Source organism: Flavobacterium tructae (assembly GCF_001853485.1).
Classification (GTDB): Bacteria; Bacteroidota; Bacteroidia; order Flavobacteriales; family Flavobacteriaceae; genus Flavobacterium; species Flavobacterium tructae.
In genome coordinates, this window is sequence record NZ_MIKE01000023.1 from 1 (window position 1) to 18351 (window position 18351).

19 protein-coding genes, 3 tRNA genes and 1 rRNA gene are annotated in these 18351 nt (G+C 35.1%); 16 read left to right on the forward strand and 7 right to left on the reverse strand.

All coding sequences use genetic code 11. The annotated features are described in order from the left end of the window. A 16S ribosomal RNA gene (locus BHE19_RS10930) occupies nt 1-197 on the reverse strand; the annotation flags it as partial. A 1044-nt stretch (nt 198-1241) separates the two neighbouring features. Next, nucleotides 1242-2261, reverse strand: a complete 1020-nt coding sequence (locus BHE19_RS10940) for a hypothetical protein (protein ID WP_070907158.1) — start codon at nt 2259-2261, stop codon at nt 1242-1244. A gap of 200 nt (nt 2262-2461) precedes the next feature. On the opposite strand from BHE19_RS10940, the gene BHE19_RS10945 reads away from it, so the two are divergent. From BHE19_RS10945 to BHE19_RS10985, 9 genes are all read left to right on the forward strand, one after another. Beyond that, the gene (locus BHE19_RS10945; protein WP_070907159.1) at nt 2462-2977 is read left to right on the forward strand and encodes an RNA polymerase sigma factor; all 516 of its coding nucleotides are present in this window, start codon (nt 2462-2464) and stop codon (nt 2975-2977) included. Between the two features lie 50 nt (nt 2978-3027). Continuing rightward, a complete protein-coding gene (locus BHE19_RS10950; RefSeq protein ID WP_070907160.1) occupies nt 3028-3927 on the forward strand; it encodes a FecR family protein in 900 nt (299 codons plus the stop codon). 84 nt (nt 3928-4011) lie between these two features. After that, complete coding sequence (locus BHE19_RS10955; protein ID WP_233431373.1) at nt 4012-6462, forward strand: TonB-dependent receptor; 2451 nt, start codon at nt 4012-4014, stop codon at nt 6460-6462. A 311-nt stretch (nt 6463-6773) separates the two neighbouring features. After that, nucleotides 6774-7649, forward strand: coding sequence for a COG4315 family predicted lipoprotein (locus BHE19_RS10960; protein WP_070907162.1), 876 nt, complete (start codon nt 6774-6776; stop codon nt 7647-7649). Nucleotides 7650-7923: 274 nt separating this feature from the next. Continuing rightward, complete coding sequence (locus BHE19_RS10965) at nt 7924-8316, forward strand: OB-fold protein (protein ID WP_070907163.1); 393 nt, start codon at nt 7924-7926, stop codon at nt 8314-8316. Nucleotides 8317-8339: 23 nt separating this feature from the next. Further along, the gene (locus BHE19_RS10970) at nt 8340-9182 is read left to right on the forward strand and encodes a DUF5777 family beta-barrel protein (protein WP_070907164.1); all 843 of its coding nucleotides are present in this window, start codon (nt 8340-8342) and stop codon (nt 9180-9182) included. Nucleotides 9183-9202: 20 nt separating this feature from the next. After that, entirely contained in the window at nt 9203-9598 is a 396-nt protein-coding gene (locus tag BHE19_RS10975; protein ID WP_070907165.1) for a c-type cytochrome, read from the forward strand. A 5-nt stretch (nt 9599-9603) separates the two neighbouring features. Then, complete coding sequence (locus BHE19_RS10980; protein WP_070907538.1) at nt 9604-10158, forward strand: YceI family protein; 555 nt, start codon at nt 9604-9606, stop codon at nt 10156-10158. Nucleotides 10159-10321: 163 nt separating this feature from the next. Then, a complete protein-coding gene (locus BHE19_RS10985; protein ID WP_070907166.1) occupies nt 10322-10738 on the forward strand; it encodes a hypothetical protein in 417 nt (138 codons plus the stop codon). An 85-nt stretch (nt 10739-10823) separates the two neighbouring features. On the opposite strand, the gene BHE19_RS10990 is transcribed toward BHE19_RS10985, so the two are convergent. From BHE19_RS10990 to BHE19_RS11005, 4 genes are all read right to left on the reverse strand, one after another. Then, a complete protein-coding gene (locus BHE19_RS10990) occupies nt 10824-11264 on the reverse strand; it encodes a DUF3592 domain-containing protein (protein WP_070907167.1) in 441 nt (146 codons plus the stop codon). 370 nt (nt 11265-11634) lie between these two features. Then, a tRNA-Arg gene (locus BHE19_RS10995) sits at nt 11635-11708 on the reverse strand. A gap of 30 nt (nt 11709-11738) precedes the next feature. After that, nucleotides 11739-11813, reverse strand: a tRNA-Pro gene (locus BHE19_RS11000). Between the two features lie 14 nt (nt 11814-11827). Further along, a tRNA-Ser gene (locus tag BHE19_RS11005) sits at nt 11828-11911 on the reverse strand. Between the two features lie 239 nt (nt 11912-12150). On the opposite strand from BHE19_RS11005, the gene BHE19_RS11010 reads away from it, so the two are divergent. From BHE19_RS11010 to BHE19_RS11025, 4 genes are all read left to right on the forward strand, one after another. Continuing rightward, on the forward strand, nt 12151-13329 hold the full coding sequence (locus BHE19_RS11010) for an acetyl-CoA C-acyltransferase (protein ID WP_070907168.1): 1179 nt from the start codon (nt 12151-12153) through the stop codon (nt 13327-13329). Nucleotides 13330-13397: 68 nt separating this feature from the next. Next, the gene (locus BHE19_RS11015; protein WP_017495963.1) at nt 13398-14159 is read left to right on the forward strand and encodes a C40 family peptidase; all 762 of its coding nucleotides are present in this window, start codon (nt 13398-13400) and stop codon (nt 14157-14159) included. Between the two features lie 90 nt (nt 14160-14249). Beyond that, a complete protein-coding gene (gene parS / locus BHE19_RS11020; protein ID WP_017495965.1) occupies nt 14250-14750 on the forward strand; it encodes a type II RES/Xre toxin-antitoxin system antitoxin in 501 nt (166 codons plus the stop codon). Further along, the gene (locus BHE19_RS11025; protein ID WP_070907169.1) at nt 14750-15220 is read left to right on the forward strand and encodes an RES family NAD+ phosphorylase; all 471 of its coding nucleotides are present in this window, start codon (nt 14750-14752) and stop codon (nt 15218-15220) included. The genes parS and BHE19_RS11025 overlap by 1 nt, the downstream gene beginning before the upstream one ends. Before the next feature lie 182 nt (nt 15221-15402). On the opposite strand, the gene BHE19_RS11030 is transcribed toward BHE19_RS11025, so the two are convergent. Beyond that, a complete protein-coding gene (locus BHE19_RS11030) occupies nt 15403-16248 on the reverse strand; it encodes an AraC family transcriptional regulator (RefSeq protein WP_017495967.1) in 846 nt (281 codons plus the stop codon). A 188-nt stretch (nt 16249-16436) separates the two neighbouring features. On the opposite strand from BHE19_RS11030, the gene BHE19_RS11035 reads away from it, so the two are divergent. The 3 genes from BHE19_RS11035 to BHE19_RS11045 are packed head-to-tail and all read left to right on the forward strand — an operon-like array spanning nt 16437 to nt 18316. Further along, a complete protein-coding gene (locus tag BHE19_RS11035; RefSeq protein ID WP_017495968.1) occupies nt 16437-17042 on the forward strand; it encodes an NAD(P)H-dependent oxidoreductase in 606 nt (201 codons plus the stop codon). 2 nt (nt 17043-17044) lie between these two features. After that, the gene (locus BHE19_RS11040; RefSeq protein WP_017495969.1) at nt 17045-17323 is read left to right on the forward strand and encodes a putative quinol monooxygenase; all 279 of its coding nucleotides are present in this window, start codon (nt 17045-17047) and stop codon (nt 17321-17323) included. A 12-nt stretch (nt 17324-17335) separates the two neighbouring features. Then, the gene (locus tag BHE19_RS11045) at nt 17336-18316 is read left to right on the forward strand and encodes a zinc-dependent alcohol dehydrogenase family protein (RefSeq protein ID WP_070907170.1); all 981 of its coding nucleotides are present in this window, start codon (nt 17336-17338) and stop codon (nt 18314-18316) included. The last annotated feature ends 35 nt before the right edge of the window (nt 18317-18351 follow it).

Below are 18351 nucleotides of genomic sequence, written 5' to 3' on the forward strand. Positions count from 1 at the left end.
GTATCTCGATGCCGAGTCACTATACTATGAGGTATTAATCCAAATTTCTCTGGGCTATCCCTCTGTAAAAGGTAGATTGCATACGCGTTACGCACCCGTGCGCCGGTCTCTATATCCGAAGACATATACCCCTCGACTTGCATGTGTTAAGCCTGCCGCTAGCGTTCATCCTGAGCCAGGATCAAACTCTTCATCGTATATTTTTATATTATATTGCGATGATATCTATCGGTTCTTTTCGAATCTTACGATTCTATTACTCTTATTCTTTTGTTCCGATTTTCATCGAAACGGCTGTCAATTCAATATGTCTACGAACGTATTCTTTTTTCTTAATCTCGCTTGTCTCTCAAAGCGGGTGCAAAAGTAGAAAACTTATTTCTAATCGGCAAGAGTTTTTTGAAGTTTTTTTTTTAGAAAATTTCTTTTCGTTTTCAACTTCTCTCCTTACCAATCTTTCAATGAACTTCCCTTGTTTTGCGGGGTGCAAACTTAAAACTTTCTTTCTTTACTCGCAAGCTTTTTGGGATCTTTTTTTGAAAATTTCTTTCCGTTTTAATTCCTTCGCTTGTCAGTATTTCAGTGAACGTTTATCGCTGTTGCGGGTGCAAAAGTAGTCACTTTATCCGCTTTTACAAGCTTTTTGCAAACTTATTTTTAATCTTTTTCGAAACTTTCTCTTAACACCCTGATAACACCTCTTTTACAAATTAAATTATTTTCAGCTTTGAAAGGTTTTTCTTCGTTCAAATGAAACTACTAGATACAAAGCCCCATTTTTACTGGTTTCTTACTAATCTCGCAAAGACGCAAAGGCGCGAAGTTTTTGTTTTTCTTGCCTTATTTCTTTTGAAAACCCATACCCTAGCCCCGATAGCAGTGGAAATCCTTTTGATTTTTCCTTTAAAAAGCAAAAGATTGCAGCGGATAGCGGGATAAAGCTTCGACTTCGCTCAGCTGGACAGAAAAACTACTCTTATATATAGTATAGAATCTCAAATTGCAAACCTGATGGCTTCGACTTCGCTCAGATGGACAGAAACTGCTTTTCTTGCATTTTCGCTCAGCCGGACAGAATCACTCCTTATATATAGGTAGTAAAAAAAACAAACCCGACAGGTTTTGAAAACCTGTCGGGTTGTATACTATATATAGTATTTAATTTAAACTATCAATAACTTCTTTTACAATACGAGTATATGCGATGATCTGGTTGACACAAAAACATCGTTCTTCAAGTATCATTGTTTTTGTAAATAAAGATAATCCGTAGTAGTACTGATATCACGTAATCGAATTTGAGAATTATTAAACTCAAACAACCTCCAGCTTCGATTCAATTTACTTAGCGGTTCTGAATTAAACTCTATTTTAACTTCTCTAACCCCATTCTGCAAAGTACTTTCCCATTGACCAGTTTGTGAGGTCGCTCCTTTTGTAGCCACTACAGATTTGTCACTTTTAAAAACAAGAGAATAACCTATATAAGTAGACGTCTTTTCTGAGTCATCAAAAAAATAAGGTATCTCCCAAGTCCCCTTTGTTATAGTTTGCGGAAAATCAAGTGTTACAATATTATTTTCAGGACAATTGTCAATCGCATATTTTATCGCATTTTCAAACTCTAAATTATTAGAGATTGACTTTGTCTGATTATTATAATCTGCTATCGAAATTGGATATTTTAATGAAATATACTGACTGCTATTCAAATTTTTTATAAAATTAAAGAAAGTCTGATCACTAACAATCGAAACAGAACTTGCAATTTGATTTGCACTGTTATAAATATTAATCGTTATAGGATAGTTGACCTTTAGTCCATTAATTTTAGACAACAAATCTGGATAAAGATTCCAGTAGTCGATTAAAGCTTTAAAGTCAGATTCAGTCGGAATATTTTTTTCAATATAATTATAATACACCATCATTACAGGAAAATCAATTTTTACAATATCATCATCGTATGCATTTGCATTTATATTGTCTGTGACTTTTTTATAATCGGCAGTGGAGTTTATAGCAATTTTTGCATTGTTAACCGTAACGGTATATGGCAGCCTAATAGTACAATAACTAGATCCGTCGATTACATTATCCTGCACGGTTTGAACCATTGCAACCCTTTGCAGATAAGTAGTAAGCGGCGAAACATTTGTGACTGTTCCTTGTGCCGTATCGTCTTTCTCATCTGTTTCGCTCTGACAAGAAAGCAAAAGCAAGAAAGCCACTATTGATAAATATTTTTTTAAAGGGAACATATTTATATTTTTACAAAGGTAACAAAATTAAAGAAACTGTTTTTTAATAAATCCTCATCAAGGTCTTTCGTTTGATTCTACAAAACATTAATTATCAACCAAAGACAACACTTCCTATTTATATAAAAACAATCAGCTTTGCTTTTACCCTACTTAAACCAAAAACAAATACTTTTGCAAGGTAACAACTGAAAAACGAAATGCCACAAAAAGACCAATCCAATACTTGCGACGAAATAATCTTTTCGACTTTTTTTAAAAGTCAGGTAAAAGCACTTCGTAATTTTCTTTTTTACAAATTTGGCAATCTCAATCAGGCGGAAGATTTAGCCCAGGAGGCATTTGTAAAACTTTGGCAAAACTGTGCTTCTGTACCTTTGGAAAAAGCAAAATCATATCTTTATACTATTGCAAATAACAGTAGTCTCAATGCAATTGCGCATCAAAAAGTTGTTTTGAGATATGAGAAAAACTTCACCGGCTTAGATAAAACAAATGAAAATCCGGAATATATTCTGGAGGAGAAACAATTTCAAGCCAAACTCTTGAAAGCCATTGAAAATTTAAACGAAAAACAACGTATCGCTTTTCTGATGCATCGAATTGACGGAAAAAAATACAGTGAAATTGCCATAGCGTTAGATATTAGCGTAAAGGCAGTTGAAAAACGCATACATCTTGCTTTACTGAGTTTACGCAAAGAAATTGATTTATAGAAGTAGGGTAAATTTAGATTCAATTGTTTTAACAATATAATACCAGTATAATGAAAAAAAATCGCTTATTAGCAAAATGGCTTAACAATGATTTATCTCAGGATGAATTAGCTGAATTTGAAGCAAGTCCCGATTTTGAAAAATACCAAAAAATAAAGAATTATACTGCTCACTTAGAAGTAGGTGATTTGGATGAAAATGCCATGTTATCTAACATCCTGAATCAGAAAACGGTAACTCCAAAAGCAATTCCCTTATACAAAAACTGGATGTTCCGAGCTGCCGCTGTCTTTGTGTTGGTACTCGGAATTACGTTTGTTATGAAACTTTTAGTTCCTCAGACGCAAATCGCAAATTTTGGAGAGAAAACTACGTTTTCCTTACCTGATAATTCTGAAGTGGTCCTAAACTCAGGTTCTGAAATAAGTTACAAAAAATGGAATTGGGTCAACAACAGGCACCTTGAATTAAAGGGAGAGGCTTATTTTAAGGTTGCCAAAGGCCAACGTTTTGAAGTACAGACCAGCCTGGGAAAAGTATCCGTTTTAGGAACTCAATTTAATGTTAAGGTGAGAAAAAACAAGTTTGATGTCGTTTGTTATGAAGGACGTGTAAGAGTGAATTATGCAAACACTCAAATTGTGTTAACTCACGGACAAAGCGTTAATTTTGAAAATGGCAAACAGGTAAACACCACTATAAACTCGTTAAAACCCGAATGGATTGACAATCAAATATTTTTCTACCAAGAAAACATTAGAACGATACTAGACGAAGTTGAAAGACAATACAACATTACAATCGAACTAAACACAAAAGATACCACCTCTCTATTTACCGGAAAATTACCAGCTAAAGATTTAAATACAGCGATACAAATTATTAGTACAACCTATCATTTAGAGGCCAAAAAAGTCTCCAAAAATAAGATAATATTTGACGAGAAATAAATGTCATTCCCCAAACGGTTTCATTTTTTGTTTTTTATATTTTTTCTTGTCCTGAATGTTTGCTCTCAAGATAAGGGAAAAGCTGTGCCTTTTAAAAAAATTATAGCAGCTATTGAAAAACAACATCATGTAAGTTTTAATTATACAGAAGATAATATTACCAATCTACAAATATCTCCACCTAAAAAATCACTTACTTTAGATCAGAAGCTACAATATCTTACAGAAAAAACCAATCTGTCATTTGAAAATATTGAAAACCAATTCATTAATATTTATAAAAATGATAGTGAATCACAAATGATCTGTGGTTATGTTTTCTCTAATGACTATAAAAAACCTATTGAAAACGCTAATGTTAATCTGCTTAACAAAACTCAAGTCACAACCAATTCCAATGGCTATTTTGAGTTTAGAAAAGACAGTAAAAACACCCTTCTGATCAGTCATATTGGCTTTATCACCAAAAAAATTGTAGTTAATAATTCCTCTTCCAAAACTTGCCTGCAAATAACATTAGAGTCTGAAATAACGGAGCTTCAGGAAATTAAAGCCAATGCTATTTTGGCTTCAGGGATTTCAAAAAGCCCGGATGGATCTTTTGAAATTAAACCTAAGAAATTTGGTATTCTACCGGGACTTATAGAACCTGATGCTTTGCAAACCATGCAACAAATTCCTGGTGTCAACAGTCTTGATGAAAGCGTTTCCAGCATCAACGTACGCGGCGGCACTCACGATCAGAATCTATTTTTATGGAATGGAATACGGATGTTCCAAACCGGACATTTTTTTGGTTTAATATCTGTTTTTAATCCCAATTTGGCACATACCATTTCCATTTACAAAAATGGGAGCTCTGCATTTTACGGTGAGAGCGTATCTAGTGTAGTAGCCATTTCTTCTACTCCTGAAACAACTGAAAAGAATACTTTTAGTGCCGGAATCAATATGATAAACGCTGATATTTACGCCAAGTACAATCTTTGCAAAAAGAGTTCTATCGAAATTTCGGCACGCAAATCGATTACCGATTTTGTAGAAACCCCAACCTATAAGGAATATTTTAATAAAGTATTTCAAAACACTACCATCACCGACTTTTCAGAAAAACAAAATATAAATTATCGCAGTGATAAAAAATTTGACTTTTATGATGCTACCTTAAAATATACACGCAAAATAGGCGCTAAAGATCAAATTATACTTGATTTAATCACGATTAAAGATAATCTGGAAGTTTTTCAAAGCGCCACCGTATACGACATAAATAAATCGGAAAACAATGTTTTGCGTCAACAAAATTATGGTGGAAATTTGTCATGGAAAAGAAACTGGAACAACTTTAATACAACCAAAATTAATGTTTACAATTCGGCTTATGAACTTTTGGCCAACCAAAAAACTACTTTTGGAGATCAAATCGTGATTCAGGAGAATACGGTTAATAATAATGGAATTAATATGGAAAACCACCATATTATCAGCTCTAAAATTAGTTTAAGCGATGGCTACCAATTCAATGAAATTGGTATTACTAATTTAGAACAAGTAACTAATCCTGATTTTTATCGTAAAGTAAAAGATGTACTAAAAACTCATGCTCTAATCTTAGAAGGAAAATACAACGACACACTTTCCCGAATCTATTTTAAAGCAGGAACTCGTATTAATTATATTGAAAAATTTAAAAAATACAATATCGAACCTCGCATTCAATTTAATTATGGCATCAACAAGAGTTTAAATTTAGAATTGCTGGCTGAGTTAAAAAGCCAAAATTCACAGCAAATTATTGATTTACAGAAAGATTATTTCGGCATTGAAAAAAGGCGCTGGATCGTGTCCAATAATACAACCATTCCCATTCAAAGGAGCAAACAAATATCTTTAAACTTATTTTACAAAAAGAACAACTGGCTACTGGATATAGAAAATTTTTATAAAAAAGTATCCGGAATCATAACATCCAGTCAGGGCTTTCAAAACCAATTAGAATTTGTCCGAATGACTGGCGACTACGAAGTCCTGGGGACAGAAATGTTGCTTCAGAAAAAAATGAACCACTTTCTCACCTGGTTAAGCTATACCTACAACCATAATAATTACTATTTCTCTAATTTTGAACCTCCAAGTTTTCCCAACAATTTTGAGGTAATGCATACGGTGTCGTGGGCAGGAATTTATGAAAAGAACAATTTCAAAATAGCCCTGGGTACAAAATGGTCTTCCGGCAGACCAAAAACCTCGCCTGATTTTTCGCAAATTAATCTCTCAGATCTTGTATTGGTGTACAACAAACCAAACAATACTAATGTACATATTTTTTCACAAGTCAACATTTCCTCTACTTACAAGTGGGAAACCGCAAATGGAATTCAATACAAACTTGGTTTGTCTATTTTGAATATCCTAAACAGAAAAAATGAAATCAGTGAATATTATAGAGTAAGCTCTTTAACCAATTCTATAGAAGAAGTTGAAACTTTCTCGCTGCAAAGAACTCCAAACATGAGTTTTAGAGTTTCATTTTAGCCTTATTCCACAAGGTTTACCTAAAATTACTTTTCTTTTTTTTAATAAAACAACAATTCTTTGGTAGGGTAACCTTTATCAAAGCTGTTTTACTATTGAATCTTATCCAAATAAAAAGTGACTTTAGTAAACAACTTCATCCAATACCATTTAGCGTATTTTTTCTATGATAGCTCATAGACTTCGAATTCATCGCACGAATTACCTATCAAAAGCAAATACCTCTTGCTGATATCTAGACATTATAATAAAACACTTTACTAAATAGGTAAAGCACATTTCCCATTTCATATAACCTAAATTAAAAAACCATGAAATCAAAACCATTTAAACTAGCTTTTACTGCTCTTGCGGCCATCCTATTTCTTGCCGGCTGTAGCAATGACAAGGATAACACTACCGTTACTCCGGAAGCAAAAAAAGAAATTGCACTTTCAACAAGTACCACATTAGGCTCTTATCTTTCTGATAAAGATGGAAAATCTTTATATTTTTTCGCAACAGATGCAAAGGGTCAAGCCTCATGTACAGGCGGATGCGAAGCTGTTTGGCCTCCATTTTATGTAGATAATTTAACTGCTGAAAAATTAAGTAGCGGATTAACACTCACTGATTTTGCTTCCATAACTACCACATCAGGTAAAAAACAGCTGACCTACAAAGGATGGCCACTGTATTACTATGCGCCAAGTGTAAACGGAACTAATACACCGGAAACTGCTGGACAAACAACAGGAGATGGTGTTGGCGGTGTTTGGTTTATAGCAAAACCAGACTATTCGATTATGTTAGTCAGAAGTCAGCTTCTTGGACATGACGGAAAAAACTACAAATCTGATTACACTGTCGGCGATGGTCTGACCACCTACTTTACAGATGCAAAAGGACTGACACTGTATACTTTTAAGAATGATAATTTCAAGAAAAACAATTTTACAAAAGCAGATTTTTCAAACAATGCCGTTTGGCCTATCTATGAAACAGACAAAATAGTTGTTCCTTCTACTCTTGACAAATCTAAATTTTCTGTAATTACGGTATTTGGTAAATCTCAATTGGTTTACAATGGCTGGCCTTTGTATTATTTTGGACAAGATACCAACGTAAGAGGTGCCAATAAAGGAATTAGTTTTCCGAGTCCTGCTGTTTGGCCAGTACCCGTAAAAGATTCGCCACCGGCAATCTAAAGAGCATAATATTTCTCTCCAATTCATTTATACATTCTCTTAACCTACAATTATTCAAGTTAGTTCTACTTTCAGTTGAACTAACTTGAATTTTCATCTGTTCTCCAACCTTACGACAACTAAAGACCCTAGACCTTAAAACCTCATCCTCATTCTATTAACAACAGAATCTTAATAAATCTCGTACTTTTTTTTTAAAAATATCACTTTTTAAGTAGGGTAATCCGCATTAAAGCTGTTTTACTATTGAACCCTATCAAAAAAAGAATAAAAAATGAACAGAAAAAGAATCGCATTTGCAATTGCAGCCTCGTTAGTATTGATTTCGACAGGCCTCTATTTTTATTACGGTTTTCTCTTTAAGGAAGCACGCAATATAGAATCTGAAATACCTGAGTTTAGCATAACAACAACAAAATTGCTTGATGATTATAACTCAAATACAGAAAAAGCAGATTCATTATATCTCAATAAAACAATAGAAATAACCGGAAAAGTAACCAAAGAAACCGATTCTGTTGTGATACTTGAAAACAACATTTTTTGCTTGTTTACCAAAAAAACAAAAGACAAATTATTGAACAACAAAGTAACCATTAAAGGCAAATGCATTGGTTTTGATGAATTATTTCAAGAAGTCAAACTAGACCAGTGCACCATTAATTAATCAATAAATCAATTCATCCATTTATGAAAAAAATTTTAGTCCCAATCTGCTTTTTCCTGGCTACTATAGCTTATTCGCAAGATGATTTACTAAGCAGCCTTGACTCTACTCAGGTACAGGAAAACTTTCCCACAGCAACTTTTAAAGCCTTACAACTGGTCACCTTACAAACCACAAAAATGCCTGCAAAAAAAGAATTCTATTTTGTAGTCTCTCATCGTTTTGGCAGTGTTAAAGATGGTTTTGACAGTTTTTTTGGCCTTGATAATGCCACTACAAAACTTGGCGGTATTTATGGTGTTACAGACTGGCTATCCGTGAGCCTGTCCCGGCATACCTTAAACAAACTGTATGAAACAGGAGCAAAATACCGAATAATGAGACAAAGCAATAGCTTTCCCGTAGACATTGTTGGTTACAGTGTTGCAGATATCAATACATTTCTGGAAAAACATCAATATCCTGGTTTAGAATTTAAGCATCGCATAACTTTTGTACAACAATTACTACTATCCAGAAAAGTCAATGAAAAACTATCATTAGAACTAGTACCCTCATTTGTGCATAGAAATCTTTACAATCCGGACTTAGAAAGAGACAACCAATTTTCTTTTGGCGGTGGCGGACGTTATAAAATTACCAAAAGATTATCTGTCAATTTAGAATACATGCACAACTTTAATAAACCTAATTTTTATGAAAACCCACTGTCTGTTGGTCTTGATGTCGAAACCGGAGGGCATGTATTTCAATTAATTTTCACCAATTCACAAGCTATGAGTGAAAGCGGATACCTTACCAATGCCGCCGGAAACTGGGGGAAAGGAGATTTCTTTTTCGGATTTAACTTATACAGAGTATTTTAATAACTACAAACAAGCAAACCATGAAAAAAACATTAACATTTACAATTCTAACAGCTGCACTAACACTTACAAGCTGCAGTGATTCTGACACTTACAAAGATATAGAAACTCCTCCAGTTACAGACAATCCTACTCCGGGACCCGAAACACCAACCACTGCAATTAGTTATTCTAAAAATGTAAAAGCAATTATTGACGCCAATTGTGTAGGCTGTCATCAAAGCGGAAGATCCGCTGGTTTCAGACCATTGACCACATATGCCGAGGTAAAAACAGCCACTGAAGGTGCTGGTTTACTGAACCGAATTCAACTACAAAATGGTCAGCAAGGAATTATGCCTCAGGCAGGAAGAATGTCTCAGGCCAATATCGATTTGATTGTGAAATGGAATACAGACGGACTAAAAGAAAACTAATTATTATGAAAAAATCGTTTCTTAATTTCTTTGCAGTGCTCTTACTCATTTTGATACATACCAACGGATATACACAAAAAGTAATCACAAAAACAGGTACTATAAAATTTCAGGCTACTGTGCCTTCCTATGAAGAAGTTGCTGCTGAAAATAAAAGCGTGTCTGCAATTCTGGATCAATCTACAGGAGATTTCGCAGCTCTGGCTCTGATAAAAGGTTTCCGATTTAAGGTTGCTTTAATGGAGGAACATTTCAACGAAAATTATATGGAGTCTGAAAAGTTTTCAAAAGCAACTTTAAAAGGCAAATTAGAAGATTTTGATATTTCTAAAATTACCAATACTCCTAAAAATTTCACTCTAAAAGGCGATCTTACCATTCATGGAAAAACAAAACCTATTATAGTAAACGTCAAAATATCCAAGGCAGCCAATGGTCTTAGTACCGTAGGTTCATTTGAAGTCAAACCTGAAGATTTTGATATCGAAATACCAAGTCTTGTCAGAAAGAAAATTGCTGACAAAATTAAGATTAGTTACAATTTTCTGTTAGTTAAATAATCCATTTTAAAAGATCAGGCTTAACTAGTGAGTAGAATTTCCCAATTCAACATTAACCAGCCTAATAACTTTTTGCTTTAAAAGATTATTAAACATGACTATTGGTTAGAGGTCAGTTTCATACTTAGCTGGCCTCTTCTTCTATTAACCTAAAAAATTTCAAATGATCTGCAAAAATTATATTGTTACAGGTGAGGACGTAAACGATCTCATGGTCATGGAGAAGACCACATACAACTCCTATACACTACGATTACTATACCGTTTTTTATTTCAAAATGGATTTTCAAGAGAAAGACTAAATTCTTTACAACTCGATTTACAAGAAGGAAAATATGCACTGGTCTGCTATAAAAACCTAATGTTTACGGAACATTTTTTTGTTGAGATGAAATATTGCTTAATAAATGACAAAATCAATATTAAAAGTTGCTTTTTTAATTCCAAAAATGAATGCTGTGCTGAGCTCAGTAAAGAAGTAGAATGGTTTGATTCTATTCGTAAAGAAGTCATCACTGCACCTAAGAAGATTCTAAAGCATTTTAATACCAGTAACCCGGTAAAATTCCGGAATCCATAAAAATCCAGCTCATTACTTCTGAGTCGCTATTATTCTGCTTTTAATATTATGTAAATTCAAAAGTTAAAGACTTGAAAACTCAATATCAATCCTTTTTCCTACTTTTTTGATACTCGTTTAAAATAACACCTAAACCCATTAAAAGGAAAAATACGCCAAAACTACCCAAAAGCATTGGGTCTACAATATAAGCGTAAATCCCGTCAATCTCCGCTTTATTCGGATTAGTTGGATCATATAAAACCTTAACGGGACTTCCTGCAATGTAAGTCGGAAGAGAAGCCCCCACATTAGAAGTAAAATCTATTGGCTTACCTGATTTCGTAATAAATGAAACATGAGGATAATAAAGCGATCCATTCTTATTGCCCGCAAGAGGTATCGACTCGATAACTGTACCGTAAACAATACTTGCCTTTTCAATAAAATTTAATTTCTGTTGAAAAAAATAAAATGCCCCCACTAATAGAGTCAAACCAGGTATAAAACAAACATAAATAGCCGCAAGAATTTGTCTTTTATTCATAATTTATTTTATTACTAAAAATAATGCTTGTCCCGCATTGCCCTGCAGGTTATTACTAATTGCTTTATCAAAAATGACTATACATTCACTCTCTCTAATTCAACCTGTTATTTGCGAACCATCAACGCACCTTTGATAATGAAAAGTTTCATCATTTTTAGATTACCCATTGATCCGATGCAGATCAAGAAAAAAACCAATCTAACACATCATAAAAAAAGTCACTCAATTGGATCGCTTTTCGTGAACACAGAAAGATTCAAACCTTCGACCGTCCCGATAAAAATCGGTATACCTATCCAACTGCGCTTGCAACCAAATCTCAATTTATTACAAAACAAAAAAGCCACTCGATTGGAGTGGCTTTTTGTGAACGCAGAAGGATTCGAACCTTCGACCGCCTGCTTAGAAGGCAGGTGCTCTATCCAGCTGAGCTATGCGTCCATTTTCATTAAACTTCCGACAAAGTTCTTGTCGGGGTGGCAGGATTCGAACCTGCGGCCTCCTGCTCCCAAAGCAGGCGCGATAACCGGGCTACGCTACACCCCGAGGCAAAATCTAAGCGGAGAGACAGGGACTCGAACCCTGGCGACGGTTACCCGTCGACAGATTAGCAATCTGCTCCATTACCGCTCTGGCACCTCTCCAAGCTCAAGAAACGTGTTCTGTTTTGCGGTTGCAAATGTAAGACAACATTCCATATCTCACAACTATTTCGGAGCTTTTTTTTAAGTTTTTTTAATCTTTTTTTCAAAACGCTTCACAATCAAATAAATAGAATTAACTAAAAATTCACATTAAATTTAAAATTCAATCGAATTGACACAAAATTTGAATTTATTTAAATAAAGAGTAAATTTGCTTGATTAACTAATATTAACAGAAAATGAACAAAAGAGTTGTTATCGTTTCTGCCGTTAGAACGCCTATCGGAAGTTTCATGGGAGGTTTATCTACTGTACCTGCCCCTAAGTTAGGTGCTGCCGCAATAAAAGGCGCACTTCAAAAAATTAACCTTGACCCAAAATTAGTTGATGAAGTATTTATGGGTAATGTGGTACAGGCCGGAGTTGGCCAGGCACCAGCACGTCAGGCTGCGCTTTTTGCCGGTTTATCTGAAGAAGTTGCTGCTACAACCGTAAACAAAGTTTGTGCTTCAGGAATGAAAGCTGTTATGTTCGCCGCACAGGCTATTGCTTGTGGTGATGCTGAAATTGTAGTAGCCGGAGGAATGGAAAACATGAGCTTGATCCCACATTATGTACAAATGCGTAACGGAACTAAATTTGGTCCGGCTTCTATGCTTGACGGAATGCAGAAAGATGGTTTGACAGATGCTTACGATAACAACGCAATGGGAGTTTGCGCTGATTTATGTGCGTCTGAATACAACATCAGCCGTGAAGAACAGGATAACTTTGCTATTCAATCTTATGAAAGAAGTGCAAAAGCCTGGGATGCCGGAAAATTTGATAATGAAATTGTTCCTGTAGAGGTTCCACAAAGACGTGGCGAACCAATCATCGTTTCAAAAGACGAAGAATATACCAATGTAAAATTAGACAAAATCCCTACACTAGGAGCCGTTTTCACTAAAGACGGGACAGTTACTGCTGCCAATGCTTCTACGATAAACGACGGAGCCGCTGCTTTGATTCTAATGTCTGAAGAAAAAGCAACTTCCTTAGGATTAAAACCTCTTGCTTACATTAAAGGTTATGCAGATGCTGCTCAGGAGCCAAAATGGTTTACAACAAGCCCGGCAAAAGCATTACCAAAAGCTTTAAACAAAGCAGGAATTTCAATAAGTGATGTTGATTATTTCGAATTCAACGAAGCATTCGCGGTAGTTGGATTAGCCAATTCAAAAATCCTTAGTCTTGATAACGACAAAGTAAACGTAAATGGTGGAGCTGTATCATTAGGACATCCTCTAGGATGCTCAGGAGCAAGAATCATCGTAACTTTACTAAGTGTTTTAGAACAAAACAATGCTAAAACCGGAGCTGCAGCAATTTGCAACGGCGGTGGCGGTGCTTCGGCAATTGTTATCGAGAGAGCCTAAATACTATTCTGTTAGGAGTTATTTGTTTTCCAGATAACTCCTAATTTTTAACTTATAAACTACCCTAAATGTTCGGAATTTGCAATCTAGCCATAGTACCCGTACGAGCTGAGCCAAGTGACAGAAGTGAAATCGTTACTCAACTTTTGTTTGGTGAACATATCGAGATTTTGGAACGTCAAAATCAATGGGCCCGAATAAGAATTCAATACGACGACTATGAAGGCTGGGTAGATTCAAAACAATACCAGATTATCTCTGAAGCAAATTTCAATCAATTAAGCAGTGAAGCTATTATCCTAAATGCCGACTTGATTGACTACATCACTTCTTCAAATAATTTGTTACTGCCAATTCCCCTTGGCGCTTCTTTGTCTTTTTTAAATAACAGTGAAATCAATATCTCAAATTTTGATTTTGAAGGCACCAAAACCAGCGGCATCAAGCCTAAGAGTGCTATCATAAGTACTGCTTTTATGTATCTTAACGCACCTTACCTTTGGGGAGGTAAAACTCCTTTTGGAATTGACTGTTCAGGTTTCACTCAAATGGTTTACAAGTTAAACGGCTATAAAATTCATCGTGACGCCTCACAACAGGCTCTTGACGGAGAACCCTTGAGCTTTATCGAAGAAAGCGAAGCCGGCGACTTAGCCTTTTTTGATAACGACGAAGGAAATATTACGCATGTTGGTATTATTATGGACAATAATTACATCATTCATGCCAGCGGTAAAGTTCGTATTGATCGTTTGGATCACTTAGGAATCTACAATCCCGAAACAAACAAACACACTCACAAATTGCGTGTAATTAAGAAGATCATTTAACTCTATCCTTGTAAATCGAAAATATTTTTTTCTCCAAACTTTGACATGAACAACAGAATTATTGTATCTTTATAACAAAATAGTTGTATCATGGAAAAGATAAAACAAAATACAGAACCTTTTGATACTAAGAGAAGCATTCGAAATGCTTCCGGGAAAGTAATTTCTATTAAAAGATCAACTCTAAGTTCTGACGGGAAAGAATACAGCTGGAGCAACAAAATGGAACGTGTTGGGGTTATCCGATCCGGTATTCCTTATGATTCAATTGAAGTCATCAGCAGGCGATTAAACAACCCTGTAAAATCTATGCTGGCAATTGTGGGAATTCCTCAAACCACTTACAACAAGAAAAAAAGCGAGCATTTACTTTTAGACAGCAGAGACAGTGAATTGGTTATTTTAATCAATGAACTGATCGATTACGGCCTGGAAGTTTTCAATAATGAAGAAGAAAAATTTCAAAGGTGGCTTAAAAAGCCTAATTTATCTATTGGCGGAAGTACTCCTGAAAACATGCTGGACACCGTAACAGGAATTAACGAGGTGAAATTTAGCTTAAACCGATTAGAGTACGGAAACTTAGCTTAATGAAGGTTTTTAGAATCGAAAGAGAAAAATACCTGTCCACTACTTTAGCAGGAATCGGAGCCTCGATGTCTGAAGGTTTCCGATGGAACAGTCTCAACACCCGTATGGTTTACACAGCTGAAAGCAGAGCGCTCGCCACACTTGAAGTATCTGTTCATTTAGATTTAAGTGAAGATTTACCTCTGGATCGGTTTTATGTCGAAATCGAAATCCCGGATGAAATCACCATTCAGGAAGTTCGTCTGGAAGATTTACCGGAAGACTGGAATTCCAAACCACCAATCCTGATAACACAAACCATTGGCGATGATTTTATTGATTACAATGAAGCTGCTATTTTAAAAGTTCCCAGTTGCATTGTACCGCAGGAATTCAATTACCTCATAAATCCCGCTCATCCGGACAGTAAGAAAATTAAGGTTGTCAGCACTACCCGAATGAATTTTGATTCCAGATTTAAAACATCTTAGACCAAACACTAATTTCACGAATTAACACAAATTAAAAATCTATTTAATCCTTTTCACTGCTTGGCGAAAAAATTAGTGCAGATCAGTGTAATCCGTGTTTATACACTAATTTCACGAATTCACACGAATTAAAATCTTTCTAATCCATCTAATCTGTGGCAAAAAATTAGTGAAATCCGTGTTTAAGCACTGATCCTGATTGTTTTTCTAAACTCGGAAGGACTATTTCCTTTTTGTTTCTTAAAGAATTTATTAAAATGACTTTCATCTGTAAAACCAAATTCATAAGCTATTTCATTGATTCGTTTATCACTGAATTGCAAACGATGTTCAATCAATTTTGTTTTATAATTACTGATGTACTGCTGCATGGTTTCGTTTGCATGCTTCTTGAAATAACGTCCTAAATAGGTACTTGAAATTCCGAAAAAGTCACTAATCGATTCTGCTTTGATTTTCTCAGGATAATAAATATTGTTTTGAATGTATTGCAAAATATCCATTGCTTTTGCCTCACAGCCGATATTTACCTGTTCCGGCAAGTACTTTGCAATATTTCTTGCTACCACGATAATTAGGGTGTTGACCAATTGCTGAATCAATTCTTTGTTATAAACATCCTTATCTTCATACTCCCGAATAATAGCTTCCACCATAACTTTTACGAGGCATTTATCGGCAACATTTTTTAAAATACAGCCCGGTTGATGATTTGCGTTTTGTAGAATATACTCTAAACGTTGAATGTTTTCATTTTGAAGACTTGAATTTTTCAGATAAATATCATTAAATCTCAAAAAGAAAAAATTTGTTTTGGTCTCAATGGTAAAATTATGACAGTCTTCAGGTGTAAGCAAAAACAAATGTCCCGCATCGTATTCAAAAACATTTTTATTAATACACTGCAAACCCGTTCCTTTCAAAACATAAACCAATTCAAAAAAGTTATGACGATCTCCTACATCCGGATATTCCTCTAAAGTCTCAAAAGAAACACTGAACGGTTCATATAAATTTTCTTTTTTCATACTGCCTATTATTTATTACCGTTGCAAATATACCTAAAAAACACAAATATATACCATTCGATATCATTAAACATGGTATAATTTTGCCAAATAATTCTTTAACGTCTTTTTTGAAACGTTAAAAAAATCATGCCTTAATCTATTACAATAATTTATACGCAAACAAAATTTACAAGAACATTCACAAAATGAAGAAAATATTTATTATCAACGGCGGGCAAAACTTTGCTCATTCAGGTGGAAAATTCAATCAAACCGTTACAGATTGGACAATAGAATACTTAACAAAGAGCAAGCAATTTGAAATTAAAACAACTGATATAAAACAAGAATTCGATTTAGACGAAGAAGTCGAAAAATTCGTTTGGGCAGATGTAGTCGTTTATCACACACCTGTTTGGTGGTTTCAATTACCAAATCTTTTTAAAAAATATATTGATGACGTTTTTACTGCCGGGCATCAAAAAGGAATTTACAAAAACGACGGCAGAACAAGGACAAATCCGGATATCAATTACGGTACAGGCGGACTTTTGCACGGACGAAAATACATGCTTACCACAAGCTGGAATGCCCCTGCAACGGCTTTCACGCTTCCGGGAGAATTTTTTGAAGAAACAACTGTAGATGAAGGGGTTATGTTTGGTTTCCATAAAATGAATAAATTTGTAGGAATGGAGAAATTAGACGGTTTCCATTTTCATGATGTAGAAAAGGGGGCAACTGAAGAAAATATTGGTATCTTTAAGGTAAACTATACCAACCATTTAGAACAAATCTTTAAAACTTTATAACTATGATCTCAATTACCGCTATTTTAAAAAGTAAACCGGAAAATACAGCGCAAATCAAAAACATGTTAAACCATTTGGTTACTGAAACCAGAAAAGAAGAGGCTTGTATTCGATATGATCTGCATCACAGCGAAAATATTTTTATTATTTGGGAAGAATGGAAAGACCAACCAGGCCTTGATATTCACAACAATCAACAGTATCTGCAGGATTTTATTAAACAAAGTGAAGGTTTAATCTCCTCGCCCATTCAGGTTTACAAAACAGCACAAATATTATAATCAAAGTTAGCAATGAGAGCACTTTTAACGACTACTTACGAATCTGATTTTGTAAGTACTGAAATAGAAAAACCGACTCCAAAAGAAGGAGAGGTTTTAATCAAAATTCACGCAAGTGGTGTTAATCCTATCGATAACAAAATTCGTATTGGGGTTTCACCCTATGCCTCGCCCGTTTTACCAGCAATATTAGGAACTGATCTTGCCGGTGTTGTTGAAGCAGTTGGAAAAAACGTTACCGATTTTAAAGTTGGTGATGAAGTTTACGGGCTCGCCGGAGGTGTTTTGGGACTTCAGGGAACATTAGCAGAGTACACTGCTGTTGACGCCGATTTACTCGCTGTAAAACCAAAGAATTTAAGTATGAAAGAGGCTGCAGCCGTTCCGCTTGTATTGCTAACAGCCTGGGAGGGTCTAATTGACAGGGCAAAAGTAAAAAAAGGCGATCAGGTTTTGGTTCATGCCGGAGCCGGAGGTGTTGGACACATGGTCGTACAGTTGGCCCGCATTTTTGGTGCTGATGTTTATGCGACTGTTTCTCCTCAAAAAGCCGCCATCGTTGAATCATATGGAGCAACTCCAATTGATTATAAGACAGCAAAAGTTGAAGATTATGTAAAACAATTTACAGGCGGAAAAGGTTTTGACATTATTTACGATACGGTTGGAGGTCAATCTTTGGATGATTCTTTTGCTGCTATCCGTCATTATGGTCAGATTGCCAGTTGCTATGCTTTTGGAACGCATGCATTGGCGACGGGATCACTTCGATCTGCAAGTTTACATGGTGTTTTTGTTTTACACCCGATGATTAGTGGTGAGGGCAGAAAACATCATGGAGATATTTTAAAAGAAGCTGCAAAATTTATAGAAGAAGGGAAATTAAACCCCCTTATTGATCCCAGAAACTTTACTTTAGATACTGCTATGGACGCTCATAAAGCGGTTAGTGATAGTTCTTCTGTTGGAAAAATTGTTGTGGATATCGTTTAATTTCAAAATTTGATCCTTTTTTTGTGGAGGGTCAA

What these genes read in the sequence shown, in the direction of transcription:
- BHE19_RS10970 (WP_070907164.1), top strand. Translation starts at nt 8,340, where the DNA reads ATGAAAAAAATTTTAGTCCCAATCTGCTTTTTCCTGGCTACTATAGCT.
- BHE19_RS10965 (WP_070907163.1), top strand. Translation starts at nt 7,924, where the DNA reads ATGAACAGAAAAAGAATCGCATTTGCAATTGCAGCCTCGTTAGTATTG.
- BHE19_RS11040 (WP_017495969.1), top strand. Translation starts at nt 17,045, where the DNA reads ATGATCTCAATTACCGCTATTTTAAAAAGTAAACCGGAAAATACAGCG.
- BHE19_RS10980 (WP_070907538.1), top strand. Translation starts at nt 9,604, where the DNA reads ATGAAAAAATCGTTTCTTAATTTCTTTGCAGTGCTCTTACTCATTTTG.
- BHE19_RS10960 (WP_070907162.1), top strand. Translation starts at nt 6,774, where the DNA reads ATGAAATCAAAACCATTTAAACTAGCTTTTACTGCTCTTGCGGCCATC.
- BHE19_RS11045 (WP_070907170.1), top strand. Translation starts at nt 17,336, where the DNA reads ATGAGAGCACTTTTAACGACTACTTACGAATCTGATTTTGTAAGTACT.
- BHE19_RS11010 (WP_070907168.1), top strand. Translation starts at nt 12,151, where the DNA reads ATGAACAAAAGAGTTGTTATCGTTTCTGCCGTTAGAACGCCTATCGGA.
- BHE19_RS10990 (WP_070907167.1), bottom strand. Translation starts at nt 11,264, where the DNA reads ATGAATAAAAGACAAATTCTTGCGGCTATTTATGTTTGTTTTATACCT.
- BHE19_RS10950 (WP_070907160.1), top strand. Translation starts at nt 3,028, where the DNA reads ATGAAAAAAAATCGCTTATTAGCAAAATGGCTTAACAATGATTTATCT.
- BHE19_RS11035 (WP_017495968.1), top strand. Translation starts at nt 16,437, where the DNA reads ATGAAGAAAATATTTATTATCAACGGCGGGCAAAACTTTGCTCATTCA.
- BHE19_RS11025 (WP_070907169.1), top strand. Translation starts at nt 14,750, where the DNA reads ATGAAGGTTTTTAGAATCGAAAGAGAAAAATACCTGTCCACTACTTTA.
- BHE19_RS11015 (WP_017495963.1), top strand. Translation starts at nt 13,398, where the DNA reads ATGTTCGGAATTTGCAATCTAGCCATAGTACCCGTACGAGCTGAGCCA.
- BHE19_RS10985 (WP_070907166.1), top strand. Translation starts at nt 10,322, where the DNA reads ATGATCTGCAAAAATTATATTGTTACAGGTGAGGACGTAAACGATCTC.
- BHE19_RS10975 (WP_070907165.1), top strand. Translation starts at nt 9,203, where the DNA reads ATGAAAAAAACATTAACATTTACAATTCTAACAGCTGCACTAACACTT.
- BHE19_RS10940 (WP_070907158.1), bottom strand. Translation starts at nt 2,261, where the DNA reads ATGTTCCCTTTAAAAAAATATTTATCAATAGTGGCTTTCTTGCTTTTG.
- BHE19_RS11030 (WP_017495967.1), bottom strand. Translation starts at nt 16,248, where the DNA reads ATGAAAAAAGAAAATTTATATGAACCGTTCAGTGTTTCTTTTGAGACT.
- parS (WP_017495965.1), top strand. Translation starts at nt 14,250, where the DNA reads ATGGAAAAGATAAAACAAAATACAGAACCTTTTGATACTAAGAGAAGC.
- BHE19_RS10945 (WP_070907159.1), top strand. Translation starts at nt 2,462, where the DNA reads ATGCCACAAAAAGACCAATCCAATACTTGCGACGAAATAATCTTTTCG.